The sequence below is a fragment of the Pseudomonas sp. S09G 359 genome, from assembly GCF_002843605.1.
Lineage (GTDB): Bacteria > Pseudomonadota > Gammaproteobacteria > Pseudomonadales > Pseudomonadaceae > Aquipseudomonas.
This window is the reverse complement of record NZ_CP025263.1, coordinates 4,562,468-4,588,916: the sequence shown is the minus strand read 5'-3', so window position 1 is coordinate 4,588,916 and position 26,449 is coordinate 4,562,468. Positions and strand designations below refer to the sequence as shown.

General features: G+C 63.3%; 22 protein-coding genes. 14 read left to right on the top strand and 8 right to left on the bottom strand.

The window, feature by feature from the left end:
• Positions 1–67 precede the first annotated feature (67 nt).
• Positions 68–2,434, bottom strand: coding sequence for an outer membrane protein assembly factor BamA (gene bamA / locus CXQ82_RS20775; protein WP_101272086.1), 2,367 nt, complete (start codon positions 2,432–2,434; stop codon positions 68–70).
• A gap of 176 nt (positions 2,435–2,610) precedes the next feature.
• On the opposite strand from bamA, the gene CXQ82_RS20770 reads away from it, so the two are divergent.
• The 3 genes from CXQ82_RS20770 to CXQ82_RS20760 are packed head-to-tail and all read left to right on the top strand — an operon-like array spanning position 2,611 to position 5,075.
• On the top strand, positions 2,611–3,294 hold the full coding sequence (locus CXQ82_RS20770; RefSeq protein ID WP_101272085.1) for a response regulator transcription factor: 684 nt from the start codon (positions 2,611–2,613) through the stop codon (positions 3,292–3,294).
• Positions 3,291–4,571, top strand: coding sequence for an ATP-binding protein (locus tag CXQ82_RS20765; protein ID WP_101272084.1), 1,281 nt, complete (start codon positions 3,291–3,293; stop codon positions 4,569–4,571). The genes CXQ82_RS20770 and CXQ82_RS20765 overlap by 4 nt, the downstream gene beginning before the upstream one ends.
• A gap of 57 nt (positions 4,572–4,628) precedes the next feature.
• Positions 4,629–5,075 (top strand): hypothetical protein, encoded by a 447-nt coding sequence (locus tag CXQ82_RS20760; RefSeq protein ID WP_101272083.1) that lies wholly within the window; start codon positions 4,629–4,631, stop codon positions 5,073–5,075.
• Here the strand turns inward: CXQ82_RS20760 and CXQ82_RS20755 are convergent.
• The 5 genes from CXQ82_RS20755 to CXQ82_RS20735 form a co-directional block, all read right to left on the bottom strand.
• Positions 5,048–6,373 carry an amidohydrolase gene (locus tag CXQ82_RS20755; protein WP_101272082.1) on the bottom strand — a complete coding sequence of 442 codons (1,326 nt, stop codon included), beginning with the start codon at positions 6,371–6,373 and terminating at the stop codon, positions 5,048–5,050. The two genes, CXQ82_RS20760 and CXQ82_RS20755, sit on opposite strands and share 28 nt — an antisense overlap.
• A 14-nt stretch (positions 6,374–6,387) precedes the next feature.
• Positions 6,388–7,572: an acyl-CoA dehydrogenase family protein gene (locus CXQ82_RS20750; protein ID WP_101272081.1), complete on the bottom strand. Its 1,185-nt coding sequence runs from the start codon at positions 7,570–7,572 to the stop codon at positions 6,388–6,390.
• Positions 7,573–7,592: 20 nt separating this feature from the next.
• Positions 7,593–8,906 (bottom strand): MFS transporter, encoded by a 1,314-nt coding sequence (locus tag CXQ82_RS20745; RefSeq protein WP_256581820.1) that lies wholly within the window; start codon positions 8,904–8,906, stop codon positions 7,593–7,595.
• Positions 8,906–11,431, bottom strand: a complete 2,526-nt coding sequence (locus tag CXQ82_RS20740; protein WP_101272079.1) for a TonB-dependent siderophore receptor — start codon at positions 11,429–11,431, stop codon at positions 8,906–8,908. Before CXQ82_RS20740 ends, CXQ82_RS20745 begins: the two co-directional genes overlap by 1 nt.
• Positions 11,432–11,538: 107 nt before the next feature.
• Entirely contained in the window at positions 11,539–12,252 is a 714-nt protein-coding gene (locus tag CXQ82_RS20735) for an enoyl-CoA hydratase/isomerase family protein (RefSeq protein WP_101272078.1), read from the bottom strand.
• A gap of 148 nt (positions 12,253–12,400) precedes the next feature.
• Between CXQ82_RS20735 and CXQ82_RS20730 the strand changes: the two genes are divergently transcribed.
• Positions 12,401–13,423: an alcohol dehydrogenase catalytic domain-containing protein gene (locus CXQ82_RS20730; protein ID WP_101272077.1), complete on the top strand. Its 1,023-nt coding sequence runs from the start codon at positions 12,401–12,403 to the stop codon at positions 13,421–13,423.
• Positions 13,424–13,425: 2 nt separating this feature from the next.
• Positions 13,426–14,904 carry a class I adenylate-forming enzyme family protein gene (locus CXQ82_RS20725; RefSeq protein WP_101272076.1) on the top strand — a complete coding sequence of 493 codons (1,479 nt, stop codon included), beginning with the start codon at positions 13,426–13,428 and terminating at the stop codon, positions 14,902–14,904.
• On the opposite strand, the gene CXQ82_RS20720 is transcribed toward CXQ82_RS20725, so the two are convergent.
• A complete protein-coding gene (locus tag CXQ82_RS20720) occupies positions 14,901–15,683 on the bottom strand; it encodes an IclR family transcriptional regulator (RefSeq protein WP_101273840.1) in 783 nt (260 codons plus the stop codon). The genes CXQ82_RS20725 and CXQ82_RS20720 overlap by 4 nt on opposite strands.
• Between CXQ82_RS20720 and CXQ82_RS31495 the strand changes: the two genes are divergently transcribed.
• The 7 genes from CXQ82_RS31495 (at position 15,682) to CXQ82_RS20690 (ending at position 21,844) form a co-directional block, all read left to right on the top strand.
• Positions 15,682–16,020 (top strand): hypothetical protein, encoded by a 339-nt coding sequence (locus CXQ82_RS31495; protein WP_177409922.1) that lies wholly within the window; start codon positions 15,682–15,684, stop codon positions 16,018–16,020. The genes CXQ82_RS20720 and CXQ82_RS31495 overlap by 2 nt on opposite strands.
• Complete coding sequence (locus tag CXQ82_RS20715; protein WP_101272075.1) at positions 15,995–16,663, top strand: GntR family transcriptional regulator; 669 nt, start codon at positions 15,995–15,997, stop codon at positions 16,661–16,663. The genes CXQ82_RS31495 and CXQ82_RS20715 overlap by 26 nt, the downstream gene beginning before the upstream one ends.
• A gap of 63 nt (positions 16,664–16,726) precedes the next feature.
• Positions 16,727–17,533: an ABC transporter substrate-binding protein gene (locus CXQ82_RS20710; protein WP_101272074.1), complete on the top strand. Its 807-nt coding sequence runs from the start codon at positions 16,727–16,729 to the stop codon at positions 17,531–17,533.
• A 12-nt stretch (positions 17,534–17,545) separates the two neighbouring features.
• Positions 17,546–18,322: an amino acid ABC transporter permease gene (locus CXQ82_RS20705; protein WP_101272073.1), complete on the top strand. Its 777-nt coding sequence runs from the start codon at positions 17,546–17,548 to the stop codon at positions 18,320–18,322.
• 2 nt (positions 18,323–18,324) lie between these two features.
• Positions 18,325–19,104, top strand: coding sequence for an amino acid ABC transporter ATP-binding protein (locus tag CXQ82_RS20700; RefSeq protein ID WP_101272072.1), 780 nt, complete (start codon positions 18,325–18,327; stop codon positions 19,102–19,104).
• A 20-nt stretch (positions 19,105–19,124) separates the two neighbouring features.
• Entirely contained in the window at positions 19,125–20,216 is a 1,092-nt protein-coding gene (locus tag CXQ82_RS20695; protein WP_101272071.1) for a polyamine ABC transporter substrate-binding protein, read from the top strand.
• A 17-nt stretch (positions 20,217–20,233) separates the two neighbouring features.
• Positions 20,234–21,844, top strand: coding sequence for a gamma-glutamyltransferase family protein (locus tag CXQ82_RS20690; RefSeq protein ID WP_101272070.1), 1,611 nt, complete (start codon positions 20,234–20,236; stop codon positions 21,842–21,844).
• 5 nt (positions 21,845–21,849) lie between these two features.
• Here CXQ82_RS20690 and CXQ82_RS20685 read toward each other — a convergent pair whose 3' ends face one another.
• Complete coding sequence (locus CXQ82_RS20685) at positions 21,850–23,250, bottom strand: L-lactate permease (protein WP_101272069.1); 1,401 nt, start codon at positions 23,248–23,250, stop codon at positions 21,850–21,852.
• Between the two features lie 118 nt (positions 23,251–23,368).
• Here CXQ82_RS20685 and CXQ82_RS20680 point away from each other — a divergent pair, with 118 nt between their 5' ends.
• Both CXQ82_RS20680 and CXQ82_RS20675 read left to right on the top strand, forming a co-directional pair.
• A complete protein-coding gene (locus CXQ82_RS20680; protein ID WP_101272068.1) occupies positions 23,369–23,851 on the top strand; it encodes an Lrp/AsnC family transcriptional regulator in 483 nt (160 codons plus the stop codon).
• Between the two features lie 90 nt (positions 23,852–23,941).
• Complete coding sequence (locus CXQ82_RS20675; RefSeq protein ID WP_101272067.1) at positions 23,942–26,347, top strand: TonB-dependent receptor; 2,406 nt, start codon at positions 23,942–23,944, stop codon at positions 26,345–26,347.
• Positions 26,348–26,449 lie beyond the last annotated feature (102 nt).

Genomic DNA, 26,449 nt, shown 5'->3' with positions numbered 1-26,449 from the left:
GTACATCAGCCGACCCGATTTTTGTTGCAAAGTTGCTATGTAAAAAAAATGATACATAGCTACGCAATTAAAATGTTTGCCCCATGGAGAACTGAAACACTTGCTTATCCGCGTTCTCAGGCGTGCGAATCGGGTACGCCAAGTTCACGCTCAGCGGCCCCAACGGGCTGTACCACGTCACACCTACGCCCACCGAACTGGCCATTTGGCTCAAGTCCACGCTGCCGCAGCCCTGGGTGGTGCTGAGGTAGCATTTGTCCGAGTAGACCGTGCCCACATCCCAGAACACCGAAGTGCGCACTGACTTGTTGTCCTTGATGAACGGCACGGGGAACAGGTACTCCGCGCCACCGGTGATCAGGATATTGCCGCCCAGGGACTCCGTGTCCCGATCCGAGTAATACGCCTGGCCGGCACTGGCGTAGGTGCCGGTGGCCGGGGTGTTGCGTGGGCCCAGGGTGCCGCTTTCAAAGCCGCGCACCGTGCCTTCGCCGCCCGCCGTGTAGGTTTCGTAGAACGGCAACCCGTCGGTCGAGCCATACCCGCTGCCGTAGCCGAGCTTGGTATGAAAGCGCAGGGTGGTGTTGTTGGTGACGGGGAGGTAGGTTTGCCCGGTGTAATCGATTTTGTAGAAGCTCAGGTCGCTGCCTGGCACCGTTACCATCAGGTTAAGGTTTTGCGAGTGCCCGCGCGTCGCCAATACGCCTTTGTTCAGGGTCGATTCCGACCAGCCGAGGTTGGCCTTGTAGTTGGTGAATTCCTTGCCTTCACGCTCGACAAAGTCGTAGATCTCGTCGGCGCTGTAGGTACCGGGTTCGATGCTGTCGTGTTGCGCCGTAAGGCCGAAACTCAGGCGTGAGGTTTCATTGATCGGGTAGCCGAGGGTGGCGCCGAGGCCAAAGCTGTTGATGGCGTAGTAAGACACCCCGTCATCGTAGTACTTGTTGTAGTCGGTCTTGCTGTAGAAGGCGTTGTAGCCCAGGCTCACGCCGTCCGGGGTGAAATAGGGGTCGGTGAAACCGATGTTGTACTTGCTCTGGTAGGACGATCGGGTCAGCCCCAGGCTGGCGTAGTTGCCGGTGCCGAGAAAGTTGTTCTGGGTAATCGAGCCCCCGAGGATCAGCCCCGAGCTCTGGGCAAACCCGACGCTGGCCGTAATCGAGCCAGAGGCTTGCTCTTCCACGGCGTAGTTCACATCCAGCTGGTCATCCACCCCGGCCACTGCGGGCGTCTCGACGTTGACCTCCTTGAAGAAGCCCAGGCGATCAAGGCGCACCTTGGATTGGTCGATCAGGTAGGTCGACGCCCAGCCACCTTCCATCTGGCGCATCTCGCGGCGCAGCACCTTGTCATCGGTCTTGGTGTTGCCACGGAAATTGATGCGATTGACGTAGGCGCGCTTGCCAGGGTCGACGCTGAAGGTGACGTCCACCGTGTGGTCTTCATCGTGGGCCTGCGGTACGCCGTTGACGTTGGCGAAGGTATAGCCTTCGTTGCCCAGCCGACGGGTGATCAGTTCCGAGGTGGTGGTCATCAGCTTGCGCGAAAACACCTGGCCCTTTTGCACCAGCAGCAATACCTGCACCTGGTCCTGCGGGATTTTGAGTTCACCACTGAGTTTTACCTCGCGCACCGTGTATTTCTGGCCCTCCTGGATATTCACGGTGATGTAGACGTGTTTCTTGTCCGGGGTCATCGACACTTGGGTCGAGGTGATATCCATATTGATATAGCCGCGGTCCAGGTAAAAGGAGCGCAGGCGTTCCAGATCGCCAGACAGTTTTTCCCGCGCGTACTTGTCGTCGTTCTTGAAAAACGACAGCCAATTGCTGGTCTTGAGGGTGAACTGGTCGGTCAGCGCCTCATCGGGGAATAGCGTATTGCCGACCACGTTGATGTGTTGGATCGACGCCACTTCGCCCTCATCGATCTTGATCTTCACGCCCACGCGGTTGCGCGGCTGCGGCACCACCTGTGTCTCCACCGACGCCGAGTAACGGCCTTGGGCGACGTACTGGCGCTGCAATTCGTTGCGTATACCTTCCAGGGTCGCGCGTTGAAAAATCTCGCCCTCGGCAAGCCCGGACTGCTTCAGGCCCTTCATCAGGTCATCGGTGGCGATTGCTTTGTTGCCTTCGAACTCGATACTGGCAACCGAGGGGCGCTCGACTACATTGATAATCAGCACATCGCCTTCGCGGCTCAGCTGGATGTCCTGGAAGAAGCCGGTCTTGAACAGCGTGCGGGTCGATTCGACCAGGCGCCGGTCGTCTGCGTCGTCGCCCACGTTCAACGGCAAGGCGCCGAACACGCTGCCGGCGGAGACCCGTTGCAAGCCGTTGATTCGAATATCCGAGATTTTGAAACCTTGGGCGAGTGCCAGTGAGGCATTGAGCAACAGCGCAACCGAGCAGAGCAGGCGCGAAAAATTCATCAAGATCTTTTCCAGAACACATCGACAAGCAGCGCCGGCGCGGCCGGACTGGTGAACGGCCAGCATAAGAGCGCATGGCGTTTGGTGCGGTTAACCGAATGTCAAGTTAGGTAAAGGTTGGCCTGCGCGGATGCGGCAAGGCGGATAATGCGCACCCCCCCACAGATGAGCCCGAAATGACCCGCGTACTGTTGGTCGACGACGACCAGGAACTGACTGCAATGCTGAGCCAATACCTGGCGAGCGAAGGCTTCGAGGCCACGGCCGTGCACACGGGCGAGGAGGGCGAGTTTCAGGCACTGTCGGGGCGCTACAGCATTGTGGTGCTTGACGTGATGCTGCCCCAGCGCTCGGGCATCGAGGTGCTGCGGCGCATTCGCGCGGTCAGCCAGGTGCCGGTGGTGCTGCTGACCGCCCGTGGCGACAACATCGACCGCATCACCGGCCTGGAACTCGGCGCTGATGACTATGTGCCCAAGCCCAGCTCGCCTGGCGAGTTGGTCGCGCGCTTGCGCGCGATCATGCGGCGGGTGCAGCCGGTGGGCCAGACAACGTCGGAAGTGATCAAGACCGGCCCCCTGGTGTTGTGGCCGGGGAAGCGCCAGGCCCTGTGGAAGGGCGTCGAGCTCGGCGTGACCAGCACTGAATTCAGCCTGCTCGAAGAGTTGGCCCGCAGCGCCGGCCAGGTGGTGAGTAAAAAAGAGCTGTCACTCAACGCCCTGGGCTGTCCGCTGACCCGCTACGACCGGCGTATCGACGTGCACATCAGCAGCATCCGGCAAAAGCTCGGGCCGCGCCCGGATGCCAAGGCCTGGATCCAGAGTGTGCGCGGCCTCGGCTACCTGTTGATTGCCGAATGACCAAGCCCAGCCTGCTGTTCTGGAAGTTGTTCCTGGCCTTCTGGCTGGCCACCACCCTGACGTTTCTGGTGGGGGTGGGCGTGCTTGAACTGGGCCGCTTCCGCCCGAACGATCCGCATGTGCAAACCATCCTGGCGGCCGAAGAGCAACTGCTGCAGCAATTCGGTATCGAGGCGGCCGGCCAGCTCCTTACGGTCTGGGAGCGTCCGAAGGATGAGGCCATCGGCATCTACGACAGCGCGGGTCAATTACGCGCAGGGTTGCCAGTTGCGCAGCCGGCCTATGAGCGCTCGGTCGTCAGCAAAGAGGGCCTGACGCTGTCGATTCGCTCCACTCACATGCCGGATGAACATGGCCGGCCCTGGCCGCAGATGCCGTTGATCATCGGCACGCTGATGAGCGCACTGTTCAGCGGCTACATGGCGTACTACCTGGCGTGGCCCCTGGCGTACCTGCGCCGGGCAATGAGCGACGCGGCGCAGGGGCGCTTCGAAACCCGGGTCAAACCCGCGATGGGCAAGCGCCGCGATGAAATCGTCGATTTGGCCGAAGACTGCGACCGCATGGCCAACCAGCTGAAGGTGCTGGTGGAAGCCCAGCAACAGTTGCTGCACGACATCTCCCACGAACTGCGCTCACCGCTGACCCGTCTGCAGGCGGCCATCGGCCTGCTGCGCCAGGATGCCACGCGCCTGGAAATGCTCGGACGCATCGAGCGTGAATCCGTGCGCATGGACACCCTGATCGAGGCGCTGCTGACCCTGGCGCGTCTGCAAGGCCGGCCCGATAGCATTGAGCGCGAGCCGGTGGATATCGTCGAACTGCTGGCGATGATCGTCGAAGATGCACAGTTCGAAGCGGGGATCAAAGGCTGCCGCGTACACCTGCAAGCGTGCCCGCCGTTTATTGCCTGTGTCAGTGGCGAGCTGTTGTACCGCTGCTTCGAGAACGTGATCCGCAATGCCGTGCGTTACACCCGGCCGGACACCACGGTGCAGGTTACCGCGCAGGTCAACCCCGAAGCGAACCGCCTGCGCGTGCAGGTCAGCGACCAGGGGCCAGGCGTTGAAAACCACCGGCTACGCAGCATCTTCCAGCCGTTCGAACGGGGCGTGGGCGATGCCAGCGTAGGCTTTGGCCTGGGCTTGGCCATCGCGGCGCGGGCCGTGCAAATGCACGGCGGCACGATCACGGCGCACAACGAAGCGAACGGCGGGCTGACCGTGGAGGTGAACCTGCACAGCGCGCTATCTTTACACGACATTACATTGGCTTGACCGCCCTGTACGTCGCGCCTGATTAGACTTATCGCCATTGATTGAGTGGAGGTGGCGATGTTTCAGGTACATAAAAAGGGCTTCGTGCCCGGCAGGAAAATGGTTGACGGCTTGGTCCCGTATGACTTCTTTTGCGAAGACAGCCCGGCGATCAACCTGTTCGTGTTTACCGGCGCTGCCACGCCCGACGCGACCGTCGCGGAGCAAACGCTGTGGGGCTTCACACGCCTGGAGCGGTTCGAGGCGATGACCAGCGCCCTGGTCAACAACAAGCACCACGCGGGCTGGTTTCAAAATGTCAGTGTGCTCACCGGGCCCAACCAGAACGGCACGCAAAGCGTGAAATTCCAGCGCGTGCTGAAAATCATCAAACACGCCAGCGCTACCCGTAAAGTCGACTACGAGATTCTGACCGACGAAGGCGATACGTACTTCACGCGCCGGGCCGTCGCTGAAGATTGCGCGCAAACCATCATCTATTCGGCCGAATGCGCGGCCATGTAACTCAGAGTCATGCGGCTCAATGCGCGAATCCCCACCGCCAGGCTCGGGTCATCCACCTGGAACCCCGGCGAGTGCGTGGGCCAAACCGTCTTGCCCTCCAGCGCCGGTGGGGTGACGCCCATGCGCATGAAAATCCCGGGGATCTGGCGGGCGTACTCGGCAAAGTCATCGGCGCCATAGGTGCCGTTGTCGATTCGCACCGGGGTGGTCGACACCTGTTGCAGCACTGGCAGCAACTGGTCCACCAACGCCGTGTCGTTGTAGCCTGCGCGGTAATTGCCGGGCAGGTACTCCACGGTGGCGGAGGCCCCCGAGGCTTCGGCGATGTTCTCGGCGGTGCGGGTCATGCGCTGCAAAACGTCCTCGCGCTGTTCATCGCTGACGGTACGGATCGAGCCCTCCAGCCGCACTTCGGCAGGGATGATGTTATGCCGGTCACCGGCGGTGATACGGCCCACCGAGATCACCGGCGCCGGTAGCAGGCTGAGGTTTGACTGGCGGCTGGGAATGGTCTGCCAGGCCAGGATCACCTGGGCTGCGACCGGCACCGGGTCAATACCGGTCCAGGGGAAGGCGGCGTGGGTCTGGCGCCCGACAATCCGTGCGACGAAGGTATCGGCAGCCGCGGTGGTGCGTTGCCGGCTGAGGGTGAAGGTACCTGCCGTGCCGGCGGTGACGTGGATACCGAAGATCACTGCGGGTGCTGGGTTTTGCAGCGCGCCCTCCTTGATCATCAGTTGCGCGCCGCCTTGTTCGCCCAGCGGCGGCCCTTCCTCGGCCGGCTGGAAAATCAGTTTGAGCGTGCCCGGCAACTGTTCACGATGCGCCGCCAACACTTCGGCCACGCCCAGCGCCATGGCCATATGCGCATCGTGACCACAAGCATGCATGACCCCGACCTCCTGGCCGCGGCTGCGCAAGTCAGCACCTTCATCTTTGCTGCGCACCGTCGAGGCGTAGGGCAGGCCGGTCTGTTCGGTCAGCGGCAGCGCGTCGAGTTCGGCACGGATGGCGACCACCGGGCCGGGTTTGCCGCCGCGCAAAATGCCGATCACGCCGGTATGCGCGATGCCGGTCTGCACTTCCAACCCCAGCTCCCGCAGGCGTTGGGCGATACGTTCGCCGGTATGGAACTCGCGGTTGCCCAGCTCCGGCTGCTGGTGAATGGCATGGCGCAGCGTGATCACGCCGGGTAGTGCCTGGTTTATCTGGTTATCCAGAGCGTCCCAGGGTTCGGCTGCCGACAGCGAGCCTGACAGCATCAACAGGAAAAAACCGGCGGTCTTGACAGGTAACATGCGCGCCTCCTGGCTCAGTAGGTGAAAGCGATCGGCGGCGCTTTGGCGTTCAGCAGGTAGTCGCCGATGGCTTTGTACTTGTAGGCCAGGGCGTCATGGGTGGTGTGGGTGCGCGCGTTGCGCCAGTGACGGTCGAAGTTGTAGCGCGACTGGGTGGTGGCGGCACCGCCGACTTCATACAGGCGCTCGCACACATGCAGCGCGGCGCGGGTCGAGGCGATCTTGGCTTCGGCCACGGCAATCGAGGATTTGACCAAAATGGCTTCCAGCTCCTCACCCTGCGCCAACCCCTGCAACTGTGTGCGTGCAGCCAGGTCGACTGCCCCGGCAGCTTTCTCCACCAGCGCTTCGGCGCCGTGGATACGCGCAGCCAGATCGCCGAGGGTGTGCAGGATGTACGGGTCGTGGCGGGCCTGATCCACGCCACTTTCGCGCACCGGCCGCGAGCCGCTGCGCGCCCACTCCACCGCGTCATCCAGCGCCGCCAGGCCAATGCCGACATCGATGGCGCAATGGATCAGTTGCGCGCTGGCGCCGACATAGTTGCGGCGCTGGTACCACTGCGCCAACGGGATCACCTGCTCGGGACGCACCACAACATTCTCCAGCAAAGTGCTACCACTGGCGGTCACGCGCTGGCCCATGCCATCCCAGTCGTCGAGCAGCGTGATACCAGGGGTGTTGGCAGGCAGCATCACATATACCGCGTCGCCGGCCGCGTCCACCGCCTGGATTTTCAGCAGGTCGGCAAACAGGCAGCCGGTGCTGTAGAACTTGCTGCCATTGAGCACCCATTGCTCGCCGCGCCGCTCCAGGCGGGTATGGATTTCACCGCGAAAGGTGCCGCTGCGTTCGGCAATCGCCCCCGATGACAGCTGGCGCTCGGCAAAGGCGCCGAGGTATTCGCGCTGTTGCTCGGGGTTGGCGATCAGGCGCAGGTGCTCGACCGTGGCGAAATGCGGAAAAAGCGCCTGCGCCACACTCGGGTCGGCCTTGGCCAGGCTGATGAAGATCTGTGCCACCTGCAGCTGGCTGACGTCGCCGCCGCCCAATTCCACAGGCACCCGGGCAGCGCCCAGGCCCGATTCGCGGATCAGGTCGAGTTGGGCGTAGGGCAAGGTTCTATTGGCGTCGCGGTCGGCGGCGCCGGGTTGGATCTGGGCGGCCAGTTGGTGGGCGAGGGCAAGGTAATCGGTCATGGGGAGGTCCATCAAAAAGGTCAGAAAGCGTCGCGCAGGGCGTTGCGGGGTACGCCGAACAACAAGATCAACGTGCCACTGGCCACCAGGGCCGCCACGATGTAGAGCGCCAGGCTGATATCGCCGGTGGACGTCTTGATCGCGCCGATCATGATCGGCGTCAGCAGGCTGCTGATCTGCCCGCAGCAATTGACCAGTGCCAGGCCGGCGGCCTTGGCGTGGTCGGACAGGTAGTAAGTCGGGATGGTCCAGAAAATCGCGGTGGCCACCAGGTAACCGCTGGTCATCAGGCTCAGTACGGCAATCGCCGAGTAGGGGCTGAAGAGGAAATTGGGCAGGATCAGCATGGCCAGCGCCGCTGTCAGGCCGCCCAGGGCGAAGTGCCAACGGCGTTCCTGGCGCACATCCGAGTGGCGGCAGGCCCACAACATCAGGCACACGCCGACTACATAGGGCAGGGCCGACAACAACCCCAGTTGCCCAAGGTTGCTGATGCCCGAATCGCGGATGATCGACGGTGCCCAGATATTGGTGACGTTGCCGGTGCACATGATGGTCAGGCAGTAGGCCAGGGTGATAAACCACACCTTGCGGTCCTTCAGTGCCTCGACGAAGCGCGTATGCCCGCCGGGTTTGCGCTGCAGCCGTTCACGCGCCAGGGCCTGCTCGATGGCGTGCTTTTCATCCGTGCTCAGCCACTTGGCCGAGGCCGGTTTGTCGTCCAGCCAGTACCAGGCGAACAACCCGGCGAGCACCGGCGGAATGCCGGTGATCACAAACAGCCATTGCCAGCCGGTAAACCCGCCGACCCCGGCGAAGTGCCCCATGATCGCAGTCGACAGCGGCCCGCCGATAATCCCGCACACCGCAATCGCCATGATGAAGCGCGAGGTGATACGCGCCCGGTGGCTGGCCGGAAACCAGTAGGTGAGGTACAGGATCACCCCCGGAAAGAACCCGGCCTCGGCCGCCCCCAGCAATACCCGCAGCACATAGAACTGCGCCGGGGTCTGGGCAAACGCGGTGGCGATGGTCACCAGCCCCCATAGCACCATGATGCGCATCATGGTTTTTTTCGCGCCAATCTTTTCCAGCAGCAGGTTGCTGGGAATCTCGAACAGCAGGTAGCCGATGGAGAACACCCCGACGATGATGCCGAACGTGGCGTCGCTGATGTTCAGGTCGGTCTTGAACTGCAAGTGCGCGAAGCTGATGTTGACGCGGTCCAGCCAATTGAGCACGAAGCACAGAAACAGGAACGGCATGATCCGCCAGGCCAGTTTGCGGTACAGGCGCTGGTCGAAGGTCGCCTCAGGGCGTTCGAAGTGCGTCATCACCAGCTCACATCGACTTTAGCGAAGTAATAGGCGCCTTCCAGGCCGTAGGGCGAGTACCAGCTGTAGGTCGGGTTGTCGGTTGGGAAGAAGTAGAAGCGCTTGGCCTCATCATTGAGCTGTTGCGGGCGGCGGTCGAAGATGTTTTCGCCGCCCACGGTGACTTTCACTGCATCGCTCAGCCAATAGCCGACGCTCAAGTCGGTGATGAACGCGGGGCGAATCACCTCGTCACGGCTGGCGGAAATCTGGTTGCGCCCGGTGACCTTGGAGTAGCGGGTTTCCTTGAGGTTTACCTCGAAATCCCCGAGTTGCCAGGCGGCGTTCAAGGAGGTGGTGTTTTTCGGGTAGGCCGAGGTCAGGTTGCCCTGGCGGTCACGGCCGACTGCACTCACGCCGGTGCCGGCGAGTGCGGCGGGCTCCTTGATTTTCTCGATGGTCTGCAGGCTCTGGTTGCTGAGCAAGGTCCATTTGGTCTTGCCATAGCGACCCAGGTCATAGCGGTAGTCGGCCACCAGGTCGATGCCACGGGTGCGGGTGTCGGCCAGGTTGCCGAAGTACGAGACGATCTGGTTGGGGTTCAGGCCTTGGGCGGCGAGCAGGTTGGACACGGCGGTGCCCTGCAGGTTACTGGTTTGCAGGATGCGGTCCTTGATATCGATCTGGTACAGGTCGACGGTAACGTCCAGGTTCTCGGTGGGTGTAGCGACGAACCCGAGGCTGTAGTTCATCGAGCGTTCAGGCTTGAGTTCCTTGGCGCCCAACGCTTGGCCGGCGGCATCGTTGACCGTCACGTAGCGGGTGGTGGCCTGTTCCAGTTGCCCGGTTAGCGGGCTGGTGCGCCAGGCGGTCAGCGACGATGAATAGAACTGCTGCTGCAGCGACGGCGCACGGAAGCCGTTACTCACGGTGCCGCGTACGGCGAATTGCGGCGTGAACGCATAACGGGTGGAGAATTTGCCGCTGCCAGTGTCACCGAAATCGCTGTAATGCTCAAAACGCCCGGCCAGGCTCACGTCCCATTGGTCGGTGAGGCTCTGGCTGAAGTCGACATAGCCGGCGGTGTTGGTGCGCGAGTAGTTGTGCGCATCCGCCGGGGTGAAGCCCACCAGCCCTGGCGCGCCGGGGTTGGGACGTTGCCCGGCGAGTGGGCTGCCGGCGGGGAAGACGTAGCCGCCATCGGCGTAGGAGGCGTATTCGCCGGCCTGGATCTCGAAACCGTCACGGCGGAACTCAAGGCCGGTGGACACGTTCAGCGGCTTGGCAAACAGCCCGGTGTCGAAGGCGCGCGTCAGGTCGAGGTTGTTGGTCCACTGGCTGGCGATCAGGTTGCCGCCGTCCATGTCGTGGGGGCTGGTTGGCCCCAGGGACGGGTTCAGCGAACGCTCGTTGCGGGTGTTGGCGTTGTTGTAGCCGTAGCTGGTGCTCAAGTCCCACGCCCAACCGAGCAGGTCATCGTTACGTACCCCGAAGACGCTTTGGAAGTCGTCCTCTTCCACCACGAAGCGCGGCGAGAAGCCGTCCGGGTACACCGAGACAATATTCTGCGGCGAGTTGGCGGTGCGGTACGTGCCCCAACTGGTGGAGTTGCGGTGGCTGAGGGTGGAGAACGAGTACAGCGTGTAGTCCTGGTTCAGCGGCAACTCGGCGTTATAGCCGAAGTTATAGGTTTGCGAGCGTGGCTGGCCCAGTTGCTGGCGGTAACGGCTTTCGCTGGTTTCGCGCGGATCGGGCTGGCCGTTCTGGCGGAAATAGATGCTCGTGCGATCCGGCACGGCGCCGGCCACGTTGGAGCTTTCCTGAATGCCGATATCCGCGCTGAGGCTGAAGAAACCCTCATTGGGCAGCTCGAAACCCTGGTTGACCTGGCCCTGGCCACGGGCGCCGAAGTTGCCCTTGCCGCCTACACGGTTCGCATACTGGCCGTATAACGCGCTACCGCTGCCACCGGAGTGGTTGCGCTTAAGGATGATATTGATCACCCCGGCAATCGCATCCGAGCCGTACTGCGCCGCCGCGCCGTCGCGCAGCACTTCCACGTGGTCGACCGCCGCGATGGGGATCAGGTCGAGGTCGGCGGGCGACTGGCCGCTGGACGTGGCGGCGGTCTGTACGAAGATCAGCGAGGTGTTGTGCCGACGCTTGCCGTTGACCAGGACCAGCACATGGTTGCCGCCCAAGCCGCGCAGGGTCGCCGACTTGACCGACAACCCGGTGCCACCGGTAAAGCCCGCCGCATTGGTATAGGACGGTACGCTGGCGGCCAGGGCGTCGCGCAGGTTCTGTTTACCTGAGCGGGCGAGGTCGTCGGCACTGATCACATCAATCGGCGCCAGGCTCTTGGCCACCGTGCGGCCGCTGTCCCGGGCGCCGGTGACCACCACGGTTTGCAACGCAGTGTCGCTGGCCGCCGCAGGCCGTGACGGGGTTTCTTCGGCCTGGGCCGCCTGCTGGGCGCACAGCCCGAGGATGCCGACAGTCAGCAGGCTGAGCCTGGGACGAAAGCGAGTGTAAGGGCGAGACATGGTGAGGCTCCAATGTTTAGGTGCCGCTTTCCATTCCTGATGGTGGGAGTTCCTGACAGTACTGGGGAGGCTTATAGGTTGGCTGTTTCTAGTTATGGGGGGGGCGGTTACACCTGGGCATCACGCCCCAGCATCACGTCCTGGCGGGCCTGGTCGACCAGTGCCATCTGCCGCGTCAGTCGGGCCTTGCGTTCAGCCAGCAGCAGGGTCTTGGTCCACTCCACCGCCTTGCTGGAGTGGCTGGCCAGGCGCGCGGCCAGTTCCAGCGAGCTGGCGTAGGCGTCGTCCACCACTTGGTTGACCAGGCCGAGCGCCAGCGCCGCTTGAGCGTCGAATTTGCGCGCGCTGAGCATGATGTCCAGGGCCGCCGCCTCGCCGATCAGGCTGGGCAGGGTGATTGCACTGAAGCCGGACAACATGCCGTGCTGCACTTCCGGAAAGTGGAAGCGCGTGTCATGCCGCGCAATGCGGAAATCGCAGTGAATCGCCAGGCTGATGCCCAGGCCCAGGGTGTGCCCGTGCAGCGCGGCAATCACCGGCTTGCTCAGGTCGTTGCCGACGCCGGGCAGGGCGCGGGCGAGCACGTCGCTGCTGACGGTTTCGCCGGTGGCCTGGATTTCCTTGAGGTCGGAACCGGCGCAGAACGCCCGCTCACCGGCCCCGCGCAGCACGATGGCGCGCACGTCGGTGTCCTGTTGAGCGCGTTGCCAAACCTCGGCCAACTCGTGCTTGGCCTGGCTATCCAGGGCATTCAGGCGCTCCTGGCGATTGAGGGTCACCACCAGGATTCCCTCGCCAATTGTTTGGTACTCGACTGTCATGGTGTGGTTTTCATCAGGGCTGAAAGAAAGACGCGATTGCCCCTTGAGGTCCGCGTCAAAGTGAGGAAAACTTAATGGATGTGCACAATGCAAACAAGATGTTTGTTATATGAACATATTCTTATCGGGTCAGAAACGGTTATAAAAAATGAAAGCCATAGTTCTAAAAGCCTTCGGCGGGCCGGAGCAATTGCAGCTCGAGGAGGTGCCTACGCCTCAGGTGGGTGCGGCTGAAGTGCTGGTCAAAGTAGCGGCTGCAGGGGTTTGCCATCACGACGTGCTGCATCGCGCCGGGCACTTGCCAGGGGCGCACACGGGCGTGGTGCTCGGCCATGAAGTGGCGGGTGAAGTGGTTGAGGTCGGCGCTAACGTGCATCAACTGGCGGTCGGTGCCCGTGTCGTGGTCTATCAGCGCCGTTTTTGCGGCCAGTGCCGCGACTGCCTGCGCGGGCGCCAGGACCTGTGCCGCGCCTTGGGCCTGCCATCGGTGGATACCGAGGGTGCCTACGCCGAATACCTGCGGGTGCCGGCGATTTCCGCCATCGAACTGCCCGACGGGTTGGACTACGTGCAGGCCGCCTTGGCGTCCTGCCCGATTGGCACCAGCGTGCGCGCCCTGCTCGGCGAGGCGGCGCTTAAACCTGGCGAAAGCGTGTTGATCAACGGCGCCAGCGGTGGCTTGGGGGCTCATCAGATTCAATTGGCCAAAGCCTTTGGCGCACGGGTGATCGCCGTGACGGGCAGCGCCGACAAGCGCGACTTTCTCCACCGCCTGGGGGCCGACGAGGTGATCGTCAGTGCCGGCAGCTACAGCGCCGAGGTGTGGAAACTCACCGGCAAACGCGGCGTGGACGTGGCCATGGAAAACCTCGGCAGCACGTTGGAAGACACCCTGCGCAGCATGGCCCTCGGCGGGCGCGTGGTGGTGTTGGGTAACGTCGCACCGGCCAGCGTGCCGATCAACCCCGGCTTGTTGATTGGCCGTCGCCTGCGGGTGCAGGGTTCGGGCAGCGCGACGCTGGAAGAAGTGCGCCTGGCACTCGCTTTGATCAAGGGTGGGCAGGTCAAGCCGCTGATCGACCGCGTGCTGCCGTTTCACCAGGTGGCCGAGGCCCATGCGCTGTTGGAATCGCGCCAGGTCAGCGGGCGCATTGTGTTGAGTGGGTGGTAAACATGGATATCAGTACGCTGCTCAGCCAGGCCGCCTGTAAATGGCCGGACCAGATCGCACTGCACGAACCGGCCAGTGCGCGCACCTTGACCTTCGCCGAGCTGGATCGCGCCCTCAGCGGCGTCGGCCAGGCCCTGGACCACTTGCAGATCGCGCCTGGTGCGCGTGTCGCGCTGCTCGCCGACGCGAGCCTCGACTACTTGCTGGCCGACTACGGCTGCATGGCCACCGGGCGTGTGCGCGTGCCGCTGGACCCGGCGCTGGCGCCTGACGAGTTGCTCGCGCAGTTGCAGGATGCCGGTGCTGCCTTGCTGCTGTTTTCCGAGGCGTACGCTGCCGTCGCGCAAGGCTTGGGTATCCGCAGCCTGGCGCTGCACACCCTCACTGCAATCAAACCCGTCGACAGCCCCCCACGCCCGGCGCAATCGCCACAGTCACTCGCTTCGCTGAACTACACCGGCGGCACTACCGGCACCCCCAAGGCGGTGATGCATCAGCATGCCAGCCTGTGCGCGGTGTTGCAGAACATCGTGATGGGCCGCGGCGCGGCGGTGGGCGATGTGCTGCTTAACGTGCGGCCGCTGTGGCCGATTGCGGCGGTGGCGGTGCTCGGCCATCTGCTCAGTGGCGGCCAGGTGGTATTGGCGGGGCGTTTCGAAGCCAAGGCATTTTTGCCCCAGTTGGTTGAGTACCGGGTGGCGTTCAGCTCCCTGGTGCCCACGCAATTGCTACGCCTGCTGCGCGAAACCGGCAGCGCACCGGCCGATCTGCCGGCGTTCAAAAGCCTGGATGTGGGGGCCGCCGCGTTGACTGGCGAGGTGCTTGAAGGCTCCTGCAGTCTGTTTAGCGAGCGCATTGGCGTACTTTACGGCATGACCGAAGCCCCCTGGAGTTGCTACCTCGCGCCGGCGCAAATGGCGGCAGTGCGCGAAGCGGGCGGCAGTGCCGAGGGCCTGGTGGGGCGCCCGCTGTTCAGCGCCGCGATCCGTATCGACCAGCCGGATGCCGCAGGCGTGGGCGAGATTCTGCTCGGCGGCCCGCAATTGATGCGCGGCTATTGGCAGCTTGAAGCGCTCAGCGCCAAAACGTTGGACAACGGCTGGCTGCGCAGCGGCGACCTCGGCCGCATCGGCCCGGATGGGCTGCTATGGGTACTGGGGCGTTGCAAGGACATCATTCGCAGCGGCGGCAAATCGGTGCAGCCCGCTGAGGTCGAGCAGAACCTGTTGCGCCATCCCGGCGTGCAGGACGTGCACGTGTTCGGCCTGGCGGACCTGGAGTGGGGTGAACAGGTGTGCGCCGCCGTGGTGCTGGACGGTTCGCAGCCGCTCTCGGCGCAGCAGTTGATGGATCACTGCCGCGCCGGGTTATCGCGCTACAAGGTGCCGCGCCGCGTCTACTTTATCGACGAACTGCCGCGCTCACATTACGGCAAGGTGCAGAAAAACCGCCTGTTCGCCGCGCTGAACCTGCAACCCTAGAGGTTGCCGAGTTGCGCCGCGATGCCCTCACAAGCCCGGCGCACGTGGCTGGCCAGCGACGAGGCGGGGTGGGTTTCGTCTTCCATTTCCAGGCCGGCGACCACCACCGCGCCAATCGCTTGCCCGGCTTCCAGGCGAATCGGAAACGCCACCGACGACAAGCCCGGCTTGAATTCGCCATGGCCGAAGGCGAAGTCCTGCTGGCTGCGGATCAACTCCAGCGCGGGGCGCGCCTTGGCGTAACGCGCTGCGCCGAGGATCGCCTGCGCGGCCGCCTCGCTGTAGGTCGCGAGTACCGCCCGCCCGCTGGGGCTGCCGTCGATGGGGAATTGGTCGGCAAGGTCGACAATCACGTTGAGCGGCGTGGTCGGCGTCCACATCCGTTCGATCAACACCACCTGGTCGCCCACCGGCACCGACAGCGACACAATCGCCTGGCGCTCGCCGATCACCCGTTGCAATTCGATGGCGTAGGGCAGGGCGATCTTGCGCAGGTTCAGCCGGTTCAGGTACGCCGCCGAATAGATCAGGCACTCCGGGCCGATGCGGTAGGTGCCGCCCTGGGACTCGATCAGGCTCCAGTGGGTCAGGGTTTTGAGCAGGCGGTGGATGGTGGTGCGGTCGATGCCGGTCAGGCGTGCAAGGTCCAGCGCACTGGCGCCGTGCTTGAGCCCCGACAGCGTGCGCAACAGCACGATCGAGCGGTCGATGACCTGAACGCGCCCGCCGGCATTTTCCTTGGTGCTGGCAGGCAGGGGAGGCGTTGAAGAAATATCCATGGTGGCAGCGGCTTCCGAAATCATTTTGTTCGGCAAGCGCGGATCGCAGGCTTGGCCGGTGGCCAAGGTTAGCCGCGATCCGGTGTCGGGTGAAGAACTGATTGTTACCGGGCTACGACTCTGCTCACTAATGGGGCGGTTTCTGGGCCGTTTGGTAGCAGGTTCGCAAGCTCGTCTTCCGATCTCCTACTGCTGGCTGTGGCCAATTCCCATTGAATCAATCAGTTGGCTCACCGCTCCTGCAGTTGGCACGCATTCTGCTTTTTTGCATTCGTGGATAATTGGATACAAAAATTCAAAAGGTGCTGCCGATGCAATTTGCCCCCGCTTACGTTGACCGTCAGCCCCTGACCGCCGAGGAGGAGGCCTACAACTTCCTGCTCGACGCCATTTGCGGCGGGCGCTACCGCAAGGGCGACCGGTTGATCGCCGAAGACATCGCCAGCGAGATCGGCATGAGCCGCATGCCGGTGCGCGAAGCGTTTCGCCGCCTGGATGCCCAAGGCCTGGTGACCCTGCGCCCCAACCGCGGCGCCATCGTCAGCGGCCTGGATATCGACGAGCTGCACGAAGTGTTTGAAATGCGCAGTGCCCTGGAGGGCCTTGCGGTGCGCGTCGCGGTCAGCCGTATCGGCGAGCGCCAGTTGGCCGCGCTGGAGCGCCTGCTGGACGAGATGGACGACTACCGCGACGAAAGCGCCGAGTGGGTCAGCCGCCACCGCGCCTTCCACGAATACCTTTGCAGCCTCAGCGGCCGGCCGCGCCTGATGAAGCAGATTTCGGCGCTGTACTCGCTGGTGGAAGCGCCCATGCGCTTGTGGCTGCAGCATGGCGAAAAACCCCTCAGCGCCCGCCAGGAACACGCGGTGATTCTCGAGGCCATTCGCGCCGGTGATGCCGCCCGCGCCGAAGCCGTGGTGCGCGAACACATCGAAGGCACCGTGCCGGCGCTGATCCAATTCCTGCAATCCGAACAATAAAAAAGCTCTCGTGTTTTGACTTTGAGTCCTGCCCCGTTATTCAACGAACTGGAGTGTCTGGTCATGCATAAACGCCGCGCCTTGCTGGTGGCTGTCGCCCTCGGTCTCTGCACACAAGGAGCCTTCGCTGCGCTCCAAGTGCCGGAGCGCCTGCAGAAAGTCGACAAACTCACCTACTGCTCAGGGATGGATTCACCGCCCCTGGTGTCTTTCGACGAAGCCCAGAAACCGCGCGGGCTCACCGTCGACCTGGGCCTGGAAATCGCCAAGCGCCTGGGCGACAAGCCGGTGCAATGGCGGGTGATTCCGTTCTCCGGGCTGGTGCCGGCGTTGCTCGCCCAGCAGTGCGACATGATCGTCGACCAGTTGTTCGACAAGCCTGAGCGGCGCCAGGTGATCGACATCGTCAACTACATGTATTCCAGCCAGTCGGTGGTGGTGCCCAAGGGCAACCCCAAGGGCATCAAGACGCTGGATGCGCTGTCCGGGCACAAGGTCGCGGTGCTCAACGGCTCCACCATCAAGACCTTGCTCGACGCCCACAACGAAACCCTGGCCAAGGCCGGCAAGCCACCGATGAAACTGGTGGTCTACAACACCGATACCGATGCCTTCCAGGCGCTGCGCATCAGCCAGGTCGACGCCTACGGCACCACCGTGGAAACCGCCGGTTACTACGCGGCGATGGCCCCGGACCTGTTCCAGGAAGGCGTCCCGGCGTTCAGCCGCATCCTCACCGGCCTGGGTATGCGCAAGGATGACCCGCAACTCAGCGCCGCCGTGCAGCAGGTGATCAGCGATATGCGCAGCGATGGCAGCTACCAGCGCTTGCTGGACAAATGGCATGTGAGCAGCGACACACTCGACTGAGGCAAACCGGCGATGAATTTCAATTGGGATGTGTTCTGGCAGTACTTGCTGCAGCCCAGCGGGGTGTACCTCACCGGGCTCTGGCTGACCTGTCTGATCAGCGTATTGGCAATGCTGCTCGGCTGCATGCTGGGGCTGGCGGCGGCGCTGCTGCGCTTGTCGAAGAACCCGCTGTTGCACCTGCCGGTGCGTTTTTATGTGTGGCTGATGCGCGGTACGCCGCTGCTGGTGCAGATCGTGTTCCTGTACACGGCGCTGGCGGCAGGCGGGATTTTCCGCTTCGAAGACATTGAGCTGTTCGGCTTGATCGTGCCCGGCAATATCCAGGCAGCGATCATCGCCCTGGGCCTGAATGAAGGCGCGTACATGGCCGAGATTATCCGCGCCGGCATCGGCGCGGTGGACAAGGGCCAATACGAAGCCGGGCGCTCCCTTGGCATGGGCTTCGCCAAACTGATGCGGCGCATCGTGCTGCCCCAGGCGTTCCGGGTGATCGTGCCGCCGCTGGGCAACGAGTTCAACGTGATGCTCAAGAACACCACCCTGGTCAGCGTGATCGGTGTGCAAGAGCTACTGCTCAGCACCCAGATGATCACCTCGGCGACGTTCCGCGTGTTCGAGTTGTACCTGGTGGTTGCCCTTTACTTCCTGACGCTGACCACCCTGTGGGGGTTTTTCCAGCGCTGGCTCGAAGCGCGTTTCAGCCAGTCTGACCGGCCTTCCGCGCCGCCACCGGCAGCCAGCCGCATGTTTGGGCGCAGCACCTTGAAACTGCTCAGAGGGCGATAACCATGGCGCACCAAAGTGAAGAACTGATCATCGAGGCGCTGGACCTGCACAAGTCGTTCGGCGACCTGCAGATTCTCAAGGGTATCTCCCTGCAAGTGCGCCGCGGTGAAGTGGTGGTGCTGATCGGGGCTTCGGGCTCGGGCAAGACCACCTTTATCCGCTGCATCAACCTGCTGGAAGACATCCAGGGCGGGCGCATCCGCGTCAACGGCCGCGCCATGGGCTACCGCGAGCGCAGTGACGGCAGCCTGGTGCGCGACTCCGAGCGCAATATCGCCCGGCAGCGCCGTGACATCGGCATGGTGTTCCAACGCTTCAACCTGTTCCCCCATATGACTGCGCTGGAAAACATCATCGAGGCGCCGATCCACGTGCTTGGCACGCCACGCGCCGAAGCACTGGAGCAAGCCCGCGGCCTGTTGGCACGGGTCGGCCTGGCGGACAAGGCCAGCCACTACCCGTCGATGCTCTCCGGCGGCCAACAGCAACGGGTCGCGATCGCCCGCGCCCTGGCGATGAAACCCCAGGCGATGCTGTTCGATGAACCCACCAGTGCCCTCGACCCGGAAACCGTCGGCGAAGTGCTGCAAGTGATGAAGGAACTGGCCGAGGAGGGCATGACCATGGTGGTGGTGACCCACGAAATGGGCTTTGCCCGCGAAGTGGCTGACCGCGTGGTGGTGCTCGACAGCGGCGAACTCATCGAGCAAGGGCCGCCGGAACAGATTTTCAGCCACCCCAGCCACCCCCGTACCCGGGCCTTTCTCAGCCGCGTGTTATGACCCTTCCAAGGAAATTCGCCATGCGTTTATCGAGCTTGTTTGCCGCGTTATGTTGCGCCGCCGTGGCGCCCATGAGCCTGGCTGCCACGCCTGTGGTCAAGGTGTACAACTGGTCCGACTACATCGGCCCCGACAGCGTGAAAAACTTCGAGAAAGACAGCGGTATCAAGGTGCAATACGACATCTTCGACACCAACGAAATGCTCGAAGCCAAGTTGCTTTCCGGGCACTCCGGGTATGACCTGGTGGTGCCGTCGAGCCAGTTCCTGTCCAAGCAGATTCGCGCCGGGGCCTACCAGCCGCTGCAACGCGAGCTGCTGGATAACTGGAAGCACCTCGACCCGCGCCTGATGCAGCGCCTGGAAGCCGCCGATCCCGGCAACCGCTACGCCGTGCCGTATATGTGGGGCACCGTCGGCATCGGTTACAACGAGGCCAAAGTACGCGCGGTGCTGGGCAAGGATGTGGTGCTGGACTCCTGGGCCATGGTCCTTGAGCCCGGCAACCTGGCCAAGCTCAAAAGCTGCGGCGTGGCCTTTCTTGATGCACCGGTAAAAATCATCCCGCAGGTCCTGCTCTACCTCGGCCTGGACCCCAACAGCACGCGGCCCGACGACTACAAGCAGGCCTCCAAGCGCTTGATGGAATTGCGCCCCTCGGTGACCTATTTCAATTCGTCAAAATATACCGCCGACCTGGCCAACGGCGATATCTGCGTGGCCGTCGGTTATTCCGGCGACGTGATGCAGGCCCAGACCCGCGCCAAGGAGGCCGGCAAGCCTATCGACATCCGCTACCTCCTCCCTAAGGAAGGCGTGAACCTGTGGTTTGACATGCTGGCGATCCCCAAAGACGCCGGCAACGCCACCAACGCGCATGCGTTGATCAACTACCTGCTGCGCCCCGAGGTGATCGCGCCGATCAGCGACTATGTCGGCTATGCCAACCCGAACAAAGACGCGACGCCGCTGATGGACCCGAAAGTCAGCAGCAACCCGGGCATCTACCCGAGTGACGACGTGATCAATCACGCCTTTGTCTCCGCCGACCTGCCGGAAAACATCCAGCGCCTGATCACTCGGGAATGGAACCGCATCAAGTCCGGCCAATGAATCGAAGAGCCTTTGCCATGTTGAAATTTTCTGCTCACGAGTACCCCTATCCGTCGCAACGCCAGAGCGTGTTCGCCCGCCGCGGCATGGTCGCGGCGTCGCAGCCCCTGGCCGCCCAGGCCGGTATCGAAATCATGCAAAAAGGCGGCAATGCCATCGACGCCGCCATCGCCACGGCGGCCGCGCTCACGGTGGTGGAGCCCACCGGCTGCGGCCTGGGCGGCGATGCGTTTGCCCTGGTGTGGTGCAAGGGCCAGTTGCACGGCCTGAACGGCAACGGCCACGCGCCGGCGGCCTTGAGCATCGACGCGGTCAAGGCCGCCGGGCATGAACAGATGCCCCTGTACGGCTGGACGCCGGTCACCGTACCTGGTTGCCCGTCGGCCTGGGCCGAGCTGTCGCAACGCTTCGGCAAGCTACCGTTTGCCGAATTGCTGCAGCCGGCGATCAGCCTGGCGCGGGAGGGTTTCCCGCTGTCGCCGGTGGTTGCCTATCAATGGCAGCTCGCCCTCGACGAATTCACCCCCCATCGCGACCCGGTGCTCGATGCCTGGTTCGACACCTTCCTGATCGACGGGCGTGCACCCCGTGCTGGGGAGATTTTCCGCAACCCGGCCCAGGCGCGCACCTTGGAAGAACTCGCTGCCACGCGCTGCGAAAGCCTGTATCGCGGCGCCCTGGCAGAACGCCTGGACGCGCATTCCAGGGCCAGCGGCGGCTACCTGCGCGCCAGTGACCTGCAGGGTTACCGCGCGCAGTGGGTGGACCCGATCCACATCAATTATCGTGGCGTGGATGTGTGGGAAATCCCGCCCAGCGGCCAGGGCCTGGTGGCGCTGATGGCGCTGAAAATCCTCGAGGGCTTCAGCTTCGATCACCGCGACAGCCAGCAGACCTGGCACCGCCAACTGGAGGCGATGAAGCTCGCCTACAGCGACGGCCTGCACTACATCACCGACCCCCAGCACATGCGCGTAGCGGTGGCCGACTTGCTCAGCGAGGCGTACAGCACCCGCCGTCGTGGCCAGATCGGCGCGCAGGCCCAGGCCCCCAAGCCCGGCGACCCCCACGCCAGTGGCACGGTGTACCTGGCTACGGCAGATGCCGAAGGCAATATGGTCTCGTTTATCCAGAGCAACTACCACGGCTTCGGCTCGGGCGTGGTGCTGCCCGACAGCGGTATCGCCCTGCAAAATCGCGGGCAGGAATTCAGCCTCGACCCGGCCCATGCCAACTGCCTGGCAGCGGGCAAGAAAACCTTTCACACCATCATCCCCGGTTTCCTCAGTAAGAACGGCGAAGCCCTCGGGCCGTTCGGGGTGATGGGCGGCTACATGCAGCCCCAGGGCCATGTGCAGATGGTGATGAACCTGGTGGACTTCGGCCTCAACCCCCAAGCTGCCCTGGACGCGCCGCGTTGGCAATGGTTGGGCGACATGAAGGTCGGCATCGAGCAGGGCGCCTCCCGCGACCTGGCCAACGCCCTGGCGCGGCGCGGTCACAAGGTGCAGATCGACAGCGACCTGACCGACTACGGACGCGGCCAGATCATCCTGCGCGACCCGGTCAGCGGGGTGCTGTGCGGGGGGACTGAGCCGCGCGCGGATTCACATATCGCGGTGTGGTAGGCGTGTTATTGCACCGCGAGCAACGCCCAGCCGGCCAGCGCCACCAGCACGGTATTCAGGCAGGCCAGGCCAAAGCCGAAGCGCACCAGTTGGCCTTCTTCCTCGGGGCTGGTCCTGGCCAGCCCGAGGACCAGCATCACAATCGACAGCGACCCCAGCGCGGCATGCCCGGCCGCGCTGTTTTGCAGCGCCGCCAGCAGCCCGCGCGAGGCCTCTGGCAACAGCGCCACGGCTGGCATGAAGATCGCGTTGCCGCCCACATTCGAACCGGTCATATAGCCGGACAGCCCGCCCAATAGCGCCACCAACGGCACCACCGTCATCTCGGGCAAACCGCTCAGCACCTGCACCAGCCCGTCGAGGAAGCCGGCCTTGAGCATCATCTGTGACATGGCCAGGAAGCACAAAATCGTCAGCAACGGCCGCCGTGCCCGGCTAGCCAATGCGCCGAGCAGGCGGTCGCCACCGCCGCGAGCAACCCACAACAGCACCAGCAACAAGGCGATGCCCGGTGACGCCAGGGGCTTCCAGGCGACGTGCGCGCCGCGCACTACCCAGGCGTCTTCAAGGTGGGTCAGCGCGTTGAGGCCCTTGAGCAGCACGATGCACATGATCAACGCCAGATACGGCCAGGCGCTGCGCGGCCAGGCCAGGGCGGTTGCACCCTGGCGTCGATACAGCGCCAGCAGCAAGGTCGCGGCGGCAACGCTCAGCCCCGCACCCACCCCGGCCACCTCCGGGCCCAGCCAACGGCTCAACCCGTAGAGCACCGCCAGAAACAGCAACCCCAGGCCCACCAGTGCGCGGGTGATGCCCACGCCGCACAGGTACGATGCCAATGCCGCCAGCGCGATAAACACCGGGGCACTGGTCAGCGCCGAGGTGGCAGCCAGCGTCGACGCCTCGACATGGGCCAGGGACGCGCCGATCACCGTCGCCAACCCCAGCGTGCCCCACGGCATGATCGCCATCCCGGTCAACGCCACGCGCAGCGCAATGCGCCGCTCGAACAGGCTCAGCAACAACGGCACGGTGGCGATCAGTGATACGCCGAAGCCGGTCATGGCCTCCAGCAACGGCGCCAGCCCCAGCACGATAAACATCACCAGTTCGGCGCGCTTCAACCCCAGCGCCTGTACCCACTCGCTCAGCGCCTGGTTCACGCCCATCCGCTCGATCAGAATCACAAACGCCAGGCCCGGCACGATCACCAGCGCGGTGCTGGCAAACAACACCGCCGTGTCCTTGAACGCCGCCAGCGCCGCACTCGCCATAAAGCCATCGAGCAACCACAACACCGCCACCAGGCCCGCACCGGCCATCGCCGCCTGCACCGGCGGGCGGCGCAATACCATCAGCATCGACATCACCAGCAACACCGGTGACAGGTGGATCAAAAACGCCATGGGACACTCCATTGCTGCATGCCGAAGGAGTTGGGATAGTATTGAGGTCCCGGTCGTCATTGGTCTCTGAATCGAGGCTGTTTTCGATAAAATTTCTCACCCTGTCGAGCGCGTGCCAATGGCCAAACCTGCTTCCTCCCTGTTGGACCTGGATGGCTTCGACTGGTCGATCCTGGCGCTGGTGCAGCGTGATAACGCCTTGCCCCTGCGCACCCTGGCCGAGAAGGTCAACCTGTCCACCGCCGCCGTGCAGCGGCGCCTCAAGCGCCTGGAGGAGGGTGGGGTGATCACCGCGAATGTTGCGGTGGTCGACCCGGTCAAGGCCGGCAAGCCGATCACCATCATTGCCGAGGTGTCCGTGGAGCGCACCAGCATCGAAGCACTCACCACCACCAAGGCGAGTTTCTGTGCGCCCCAGGTGCAACAGTGTTACTACGTCACCGGCGAGGTGGATTTCGTGCTGGTGCTGAATGTCGCCAGCATGCAGGAGTACCAGGAACTCGCCGGGCGGCTGTTTGCCGAGAACCCGAATGTGAAGTGGTTCAAGACCTTGGTGGCGCTGGATCGGGTCAAAGTCGGGCTCGAAGTACCGGTCGGTTGAAGTTTTTTAAAAATATTTGTCGAAGCCTGTCCCTTTTTTTCACCTCGCCTGTCATTCCAGGCAAGTGAACAAAATCGAGAGCTTCCTCCCATGCCCGCAGTTCTACCTTTGCGCTTGCGCCCGTTGCTGAAACTGAGCTTGATGTTGAGCCTCAGTGCCAGCCCGTTATTCGCCGCTGTCAGCTATGCCGAAGACGCCTCCGCCCGCCGCAGCTATCAGGTGCCGGCCGGTAGCCTGAGCGCGGCACTGACCCGTTTTGCCGGCTTGTCGGGGGTGAATCTGTCGGTTGATCCGGCGCTGGTCAGCGGGCGCAGCAGCAGCGGGTTGTCCGGTGAGTACGGTGTGGAGGAGGGCTTTGCCCGCTTGCTGCAAGGCTCCGGCCTGCAACTGCAACCCATGGGTGAACGCGCCTACATGCTGGTGCCGGCGCCGGATGGCAGCAGCCTGGAGCTGGCGCCGACCTCGATCCTCGGCACCACCGGCCTGTACGACGGCGACACCTACGCCGGTGGCCAAGTGGCGCGGCGCGGGTCGCAAGGCTTGCTGGGCACGCGGGACTTCATGGAAACGCCGTTCAGCATGACCACCTACACCCAGGACGCGGTGAAAAACCAGCAGGCGCGCACCCTCGGCGACCTGATCGCCAGCGACCCGTCGGTACGCGCCACCAACCCGGCCGGTGGACGCTATGAGCAGTTCACCATTCGTGGGTTCAGCCTGTTCAACAGTGATGTGGCCTACAACGGCCTGTACGGCGTGCTGCCGACCTACACCATCGACATGGAAATGGCCGACCGCGTCGACATTTTCAAAGGCCCCACCCAGTTGATCAACGGCATCTCGCCGCGCGGCAGCGTGGGCGGCGGGATCAACGTGGTGCCCAAGCGCGCCACCGACAAGGACATCAACTCGTTCACCGGCAACTGGGCCTCCGACAGCCAGGCGGGCGGCGCGGTGGATATCGGGCGGCGTTTTGGCGAGGACAACAAGTTCGGCATTCGCTTCAACGGCGTGAAACAGTCCGGCGATACCGAGTGGGACCACCAGAGCGTCGATCGCGAAATGGCCGTGCTGGGCCTGGATTTTCGTGGCGAGCGCCTGCGCCTTTCTACCGACATTGGCCACACCGAACGCGACACCGATGCGCCTCAGGAACGTGTGCAGGTAGCGGCCGCCGCACCGGTGCCCAGCGCCAACGATGTACGCCGCAACTACGCGCAGTCCTGGAGCAAGGCCAGCACCAACGACACCTTCGGCACGTTCAACGGCGAGTACGACCTCAGCGATAACGTGATGCTCTACGGCGGCGTGGGCGCACGTAAAAGTAACCACGACTTCCTGCGCCATGCAGTGTCCGTGACCAACGCGGCGGGGGATTTCGTGGTGTCGCCACGGGATTTCACCCGCGATGAAAACGTGCGCACCTACAACGCCGGGGTGCGTAACTGGTTCCATACCGGGTCGGTTAGCCATGAGGTCAACCTTGCCGCCAGCTACTTCTATATGGACTTTGAAAACGGCGGTGCACGTTATGCGAACGGGCGCAGCAATCTCTATAACCCGGTGCAAACGCTGACACCCTCCACGGCAACGCGCCAGGATGCGAAGGTCTACACCGAAAACAAATTCAGCGGCGTAGCATTGTCCGACACCCTCGGTTTTTTCGACGACCGCCTGTTGCTGACCCTCGGCGCGCGCTGGCAGCGGGTCAAGGTGGATGACTGGAACAATGGGGTCAAAGGCAAGACCGGGTACGACGAAGAAAAGATTTCGCCGTCCGGCGGCCTGCTGTTCAAGGCCACCGACAAGCTATCGCTGTATGCCAACTACATGGAAGGCCTGAGCCAGGGCAAGGTCGCGCCGTCGACGTCAAACAACGACGATGAAATCTTCCCGCCATTTATCAGCCGTCAGGTGGAAGTCGGCGCCAAATACGACGCCGGCGCCTTGGCCGTCACCGCTGCGGTGTTCCGCATCAAGCAGCCCGCCTATGAAACTAATAGCACCACGAACGTGTTCGGCCCCAACGGCAAGCGCCAGAACACCGGGGCGGAACTGAGTGTGTTCGGGGAGCCGCTCAAGGGCGTGCGCCTGCTCGGCGGGGTGATGTACATCGACAGCGAACTGCAGAAAACCACCAACGGTACCTACGACGGCAACCGTGCACCGGCTACGCCCAAGTACAACGTCAACCTCGGCGCCGAGTGGGACGTGCCGACCTTGGAAGGCCTGACCCTGACCAGCCGGGGCATCTACTCCAGCTCGCAGTACCTGGACACCTCCAACGTCAAGGAAATCGATGCCTGGAACCGCATCGATGTCGGCGCGCGCTATGCGTTCAAGGTGGATGACAAGCACATCACCCTGCGCGCCAACGTGGAAAACGTCGCCGATAAGCGCTACTGGAGTTCGGCCGGTGCGTCGGATGACAGCGAGCCGGGGCTGACCTTGTCGACGCCGCGTACCTACTTGCTGTCGGCCACCGTCGATTTCTAGTAGGCGCAGATCCAAAATGTGGGAGGGGGCAAGCCCCGCCCACATTTGATTTGTAGTGTCTGGGCCTGCTTCATCATCGTAATGAGAATGTTTTTTGATCAC

What these genes read in the sequence shown, in the direction of transcription:
- CXQ82_RS20725 (WP_101272076.1), top strand. Translation starts at nt 13,426, where the DNA reads ATGGATATCAGTACGCTGCTCAGCCAGGCCGCCTGTAAATGGCCGGAC.
- bamA (WP_101272086.1), bottom strand. Translation starts at nt 2,434, where the DNA reads ATGAATTTTTCGCGCCTGCTCTGCTCGGTTGCGCTGTTGCTCAATGCC.
- CXQ82_RS20730 (WP_101272077.1), top strand. Translation starts at nt 12,401, where the DNA reads ATGAAAGCCATAGTTCTAAAAGCCTTCGGCGGGCCGGAGCAATTGCAG.
- CXQ82_RS20735 (WP_101272078.1), bottom strand. Translation starts at nt 12,252, where the DNA reads ATGACAGTCGAGTACCAAACAATTGGCGAGGGAATCCTGGTGGTGACC.
- CXQ82_RS20715 (WP_101272075.1), top strand. Translation starts at nt 15,995, where the DNA reads ATGCAATTTGCCCCCGCTTACGTTGACCGTCAGCCCCTGACCGCCGAG.
- CXQ82_RS20770 (WP_101272085.1), top strand. Translation starts at nt 2,611, where the DNA reads ATGACCCGCGTACTGTTGGTCGACGACGACCAGGAACTGACTGCAATG.
- CXQ82_RS20765 (WP_101272084.1), top strand. Translation starts at nt 3,291, where the DNA reads ATGACCAAGCCCAGCCTGCTGTTCTGGAAGTTGTTCCTGGCCTTCTGG.
- CXQ82_RS20740 (WP_101272079.1), bottom strand. Translation starts at nt 11,431, where the DNA reads ATGTCTCGCCCTTACACTCGCTTTCGTCCCAGGCTCAGCCTGCTGACT.
- CXQ82_RS20685 (WP_101272069.1), bottom strand. Translation starts at nt 23,250, where the DNA reads ATGGCGTTTTTGATCCACCTGTCACCGGTGTTGCTGGTGATGTCGATG.
- CXQ82_RS20710 (WP_101272074.1), top strand. Translation starts at nt 16,727, where the DNA reads ATGCATAAACGCCGCGCCTTGCTGGTGGCTGTCGCCCTCGGTCTCTGC.
- CXQ82_RS20760 (WP_101272083.1), top strand. Translation starts at nt 4,629, where the DNA reads ATGTTTCAGGTACATAAAAAGGGCTTCGTGCCCGGCAGGAAAATGGTT.
- CXQ82_RS20690 (WP_101272070.1), top strand. Translation starts at nt 20,234, where the DNA reads ATGTTGAAATTTTCTGCTCACGAGTACCCCTATCCGTCGCAACGCCAG.
- CXQ82_RS20745 (WP_256581820.1), bottom strand. Translation starts at nt 8,906, where the DNA reads ATGACGCACTTCGAACGCCCTGAGGCGACCTTCGACCAGCGCCTGTAC.
- CXQ82_RS20750 (WP_101272081.1), bottom strand. Translation starts at nt 7,572, where the DNA reads ATGACCGATTACCTTGCCCTCGCCCACCAACTGGCCGCCCAGATCCAA.
- CXQ82_RS20755 (WP_101272082.1), bottom strand. Translation starts at nt 6,373, where the DNA reads ATGTTACCTGTCAAGACCGCCGGTTTTTTCCTGTTGATGCTGTCAGGC.
- CXQ82_RS31495 (WP_177409922.1), top strand. Translation starts at nt 15,682, where the DNA reads ATGGTGGCAGCGGCTTCCGAAATCATTTTGTTCGGCAAGCGCGGATCG.
- CXQ82_RS20720 (WP_101273840.1), bottom strand. Translation starts at nt 15,683, where the DNA reads ATGGATATTTCTTCAACGCCTCCCCTGCCTGCCAGCACCAAGGAAAAT.
- CXQ82_RS20700 (WP_101272072.1), top strand. Translation starts at nt 18,325, where the DNA reads ATGGCGCACCAAAGTGAAGAACTGATCATCGAGGCGCTGGACCTGCAC.
- CXQ82_RS20680 (WP_101272068.1), top strand. Translation starts at nt 23,369, where the DNA reads ATGGCCAAACCTGCTTCCTCCCTGTTGGACCTGGATGGCTTCGACTGG.
- CXQ82_RS20705 (WP_101272073.1), top strand. Translation starts at nt 17,546, where the DNA reads ATGAATTTCAATTGGGATGTGTTCTGGCAGTACTTGCTGCAGCCCAGC.
- CXQ82_RS20695 (WP_101272071.1), top strand. Translation starts at nt 19,125, where the DNA reads ATGCGTTTATCGAGCTTGTTTGCCGCGTTATGTTGCGCCGCCGTGGCG.
- CXQ82_RS20675 (WP_101272067.1), top strand. Translation starts at nt 23,942, where the DNA reads ATGCCCGCAGTTCTACCTTTGCGCTTGCGCCCGTTGCTGAAACTGAGC.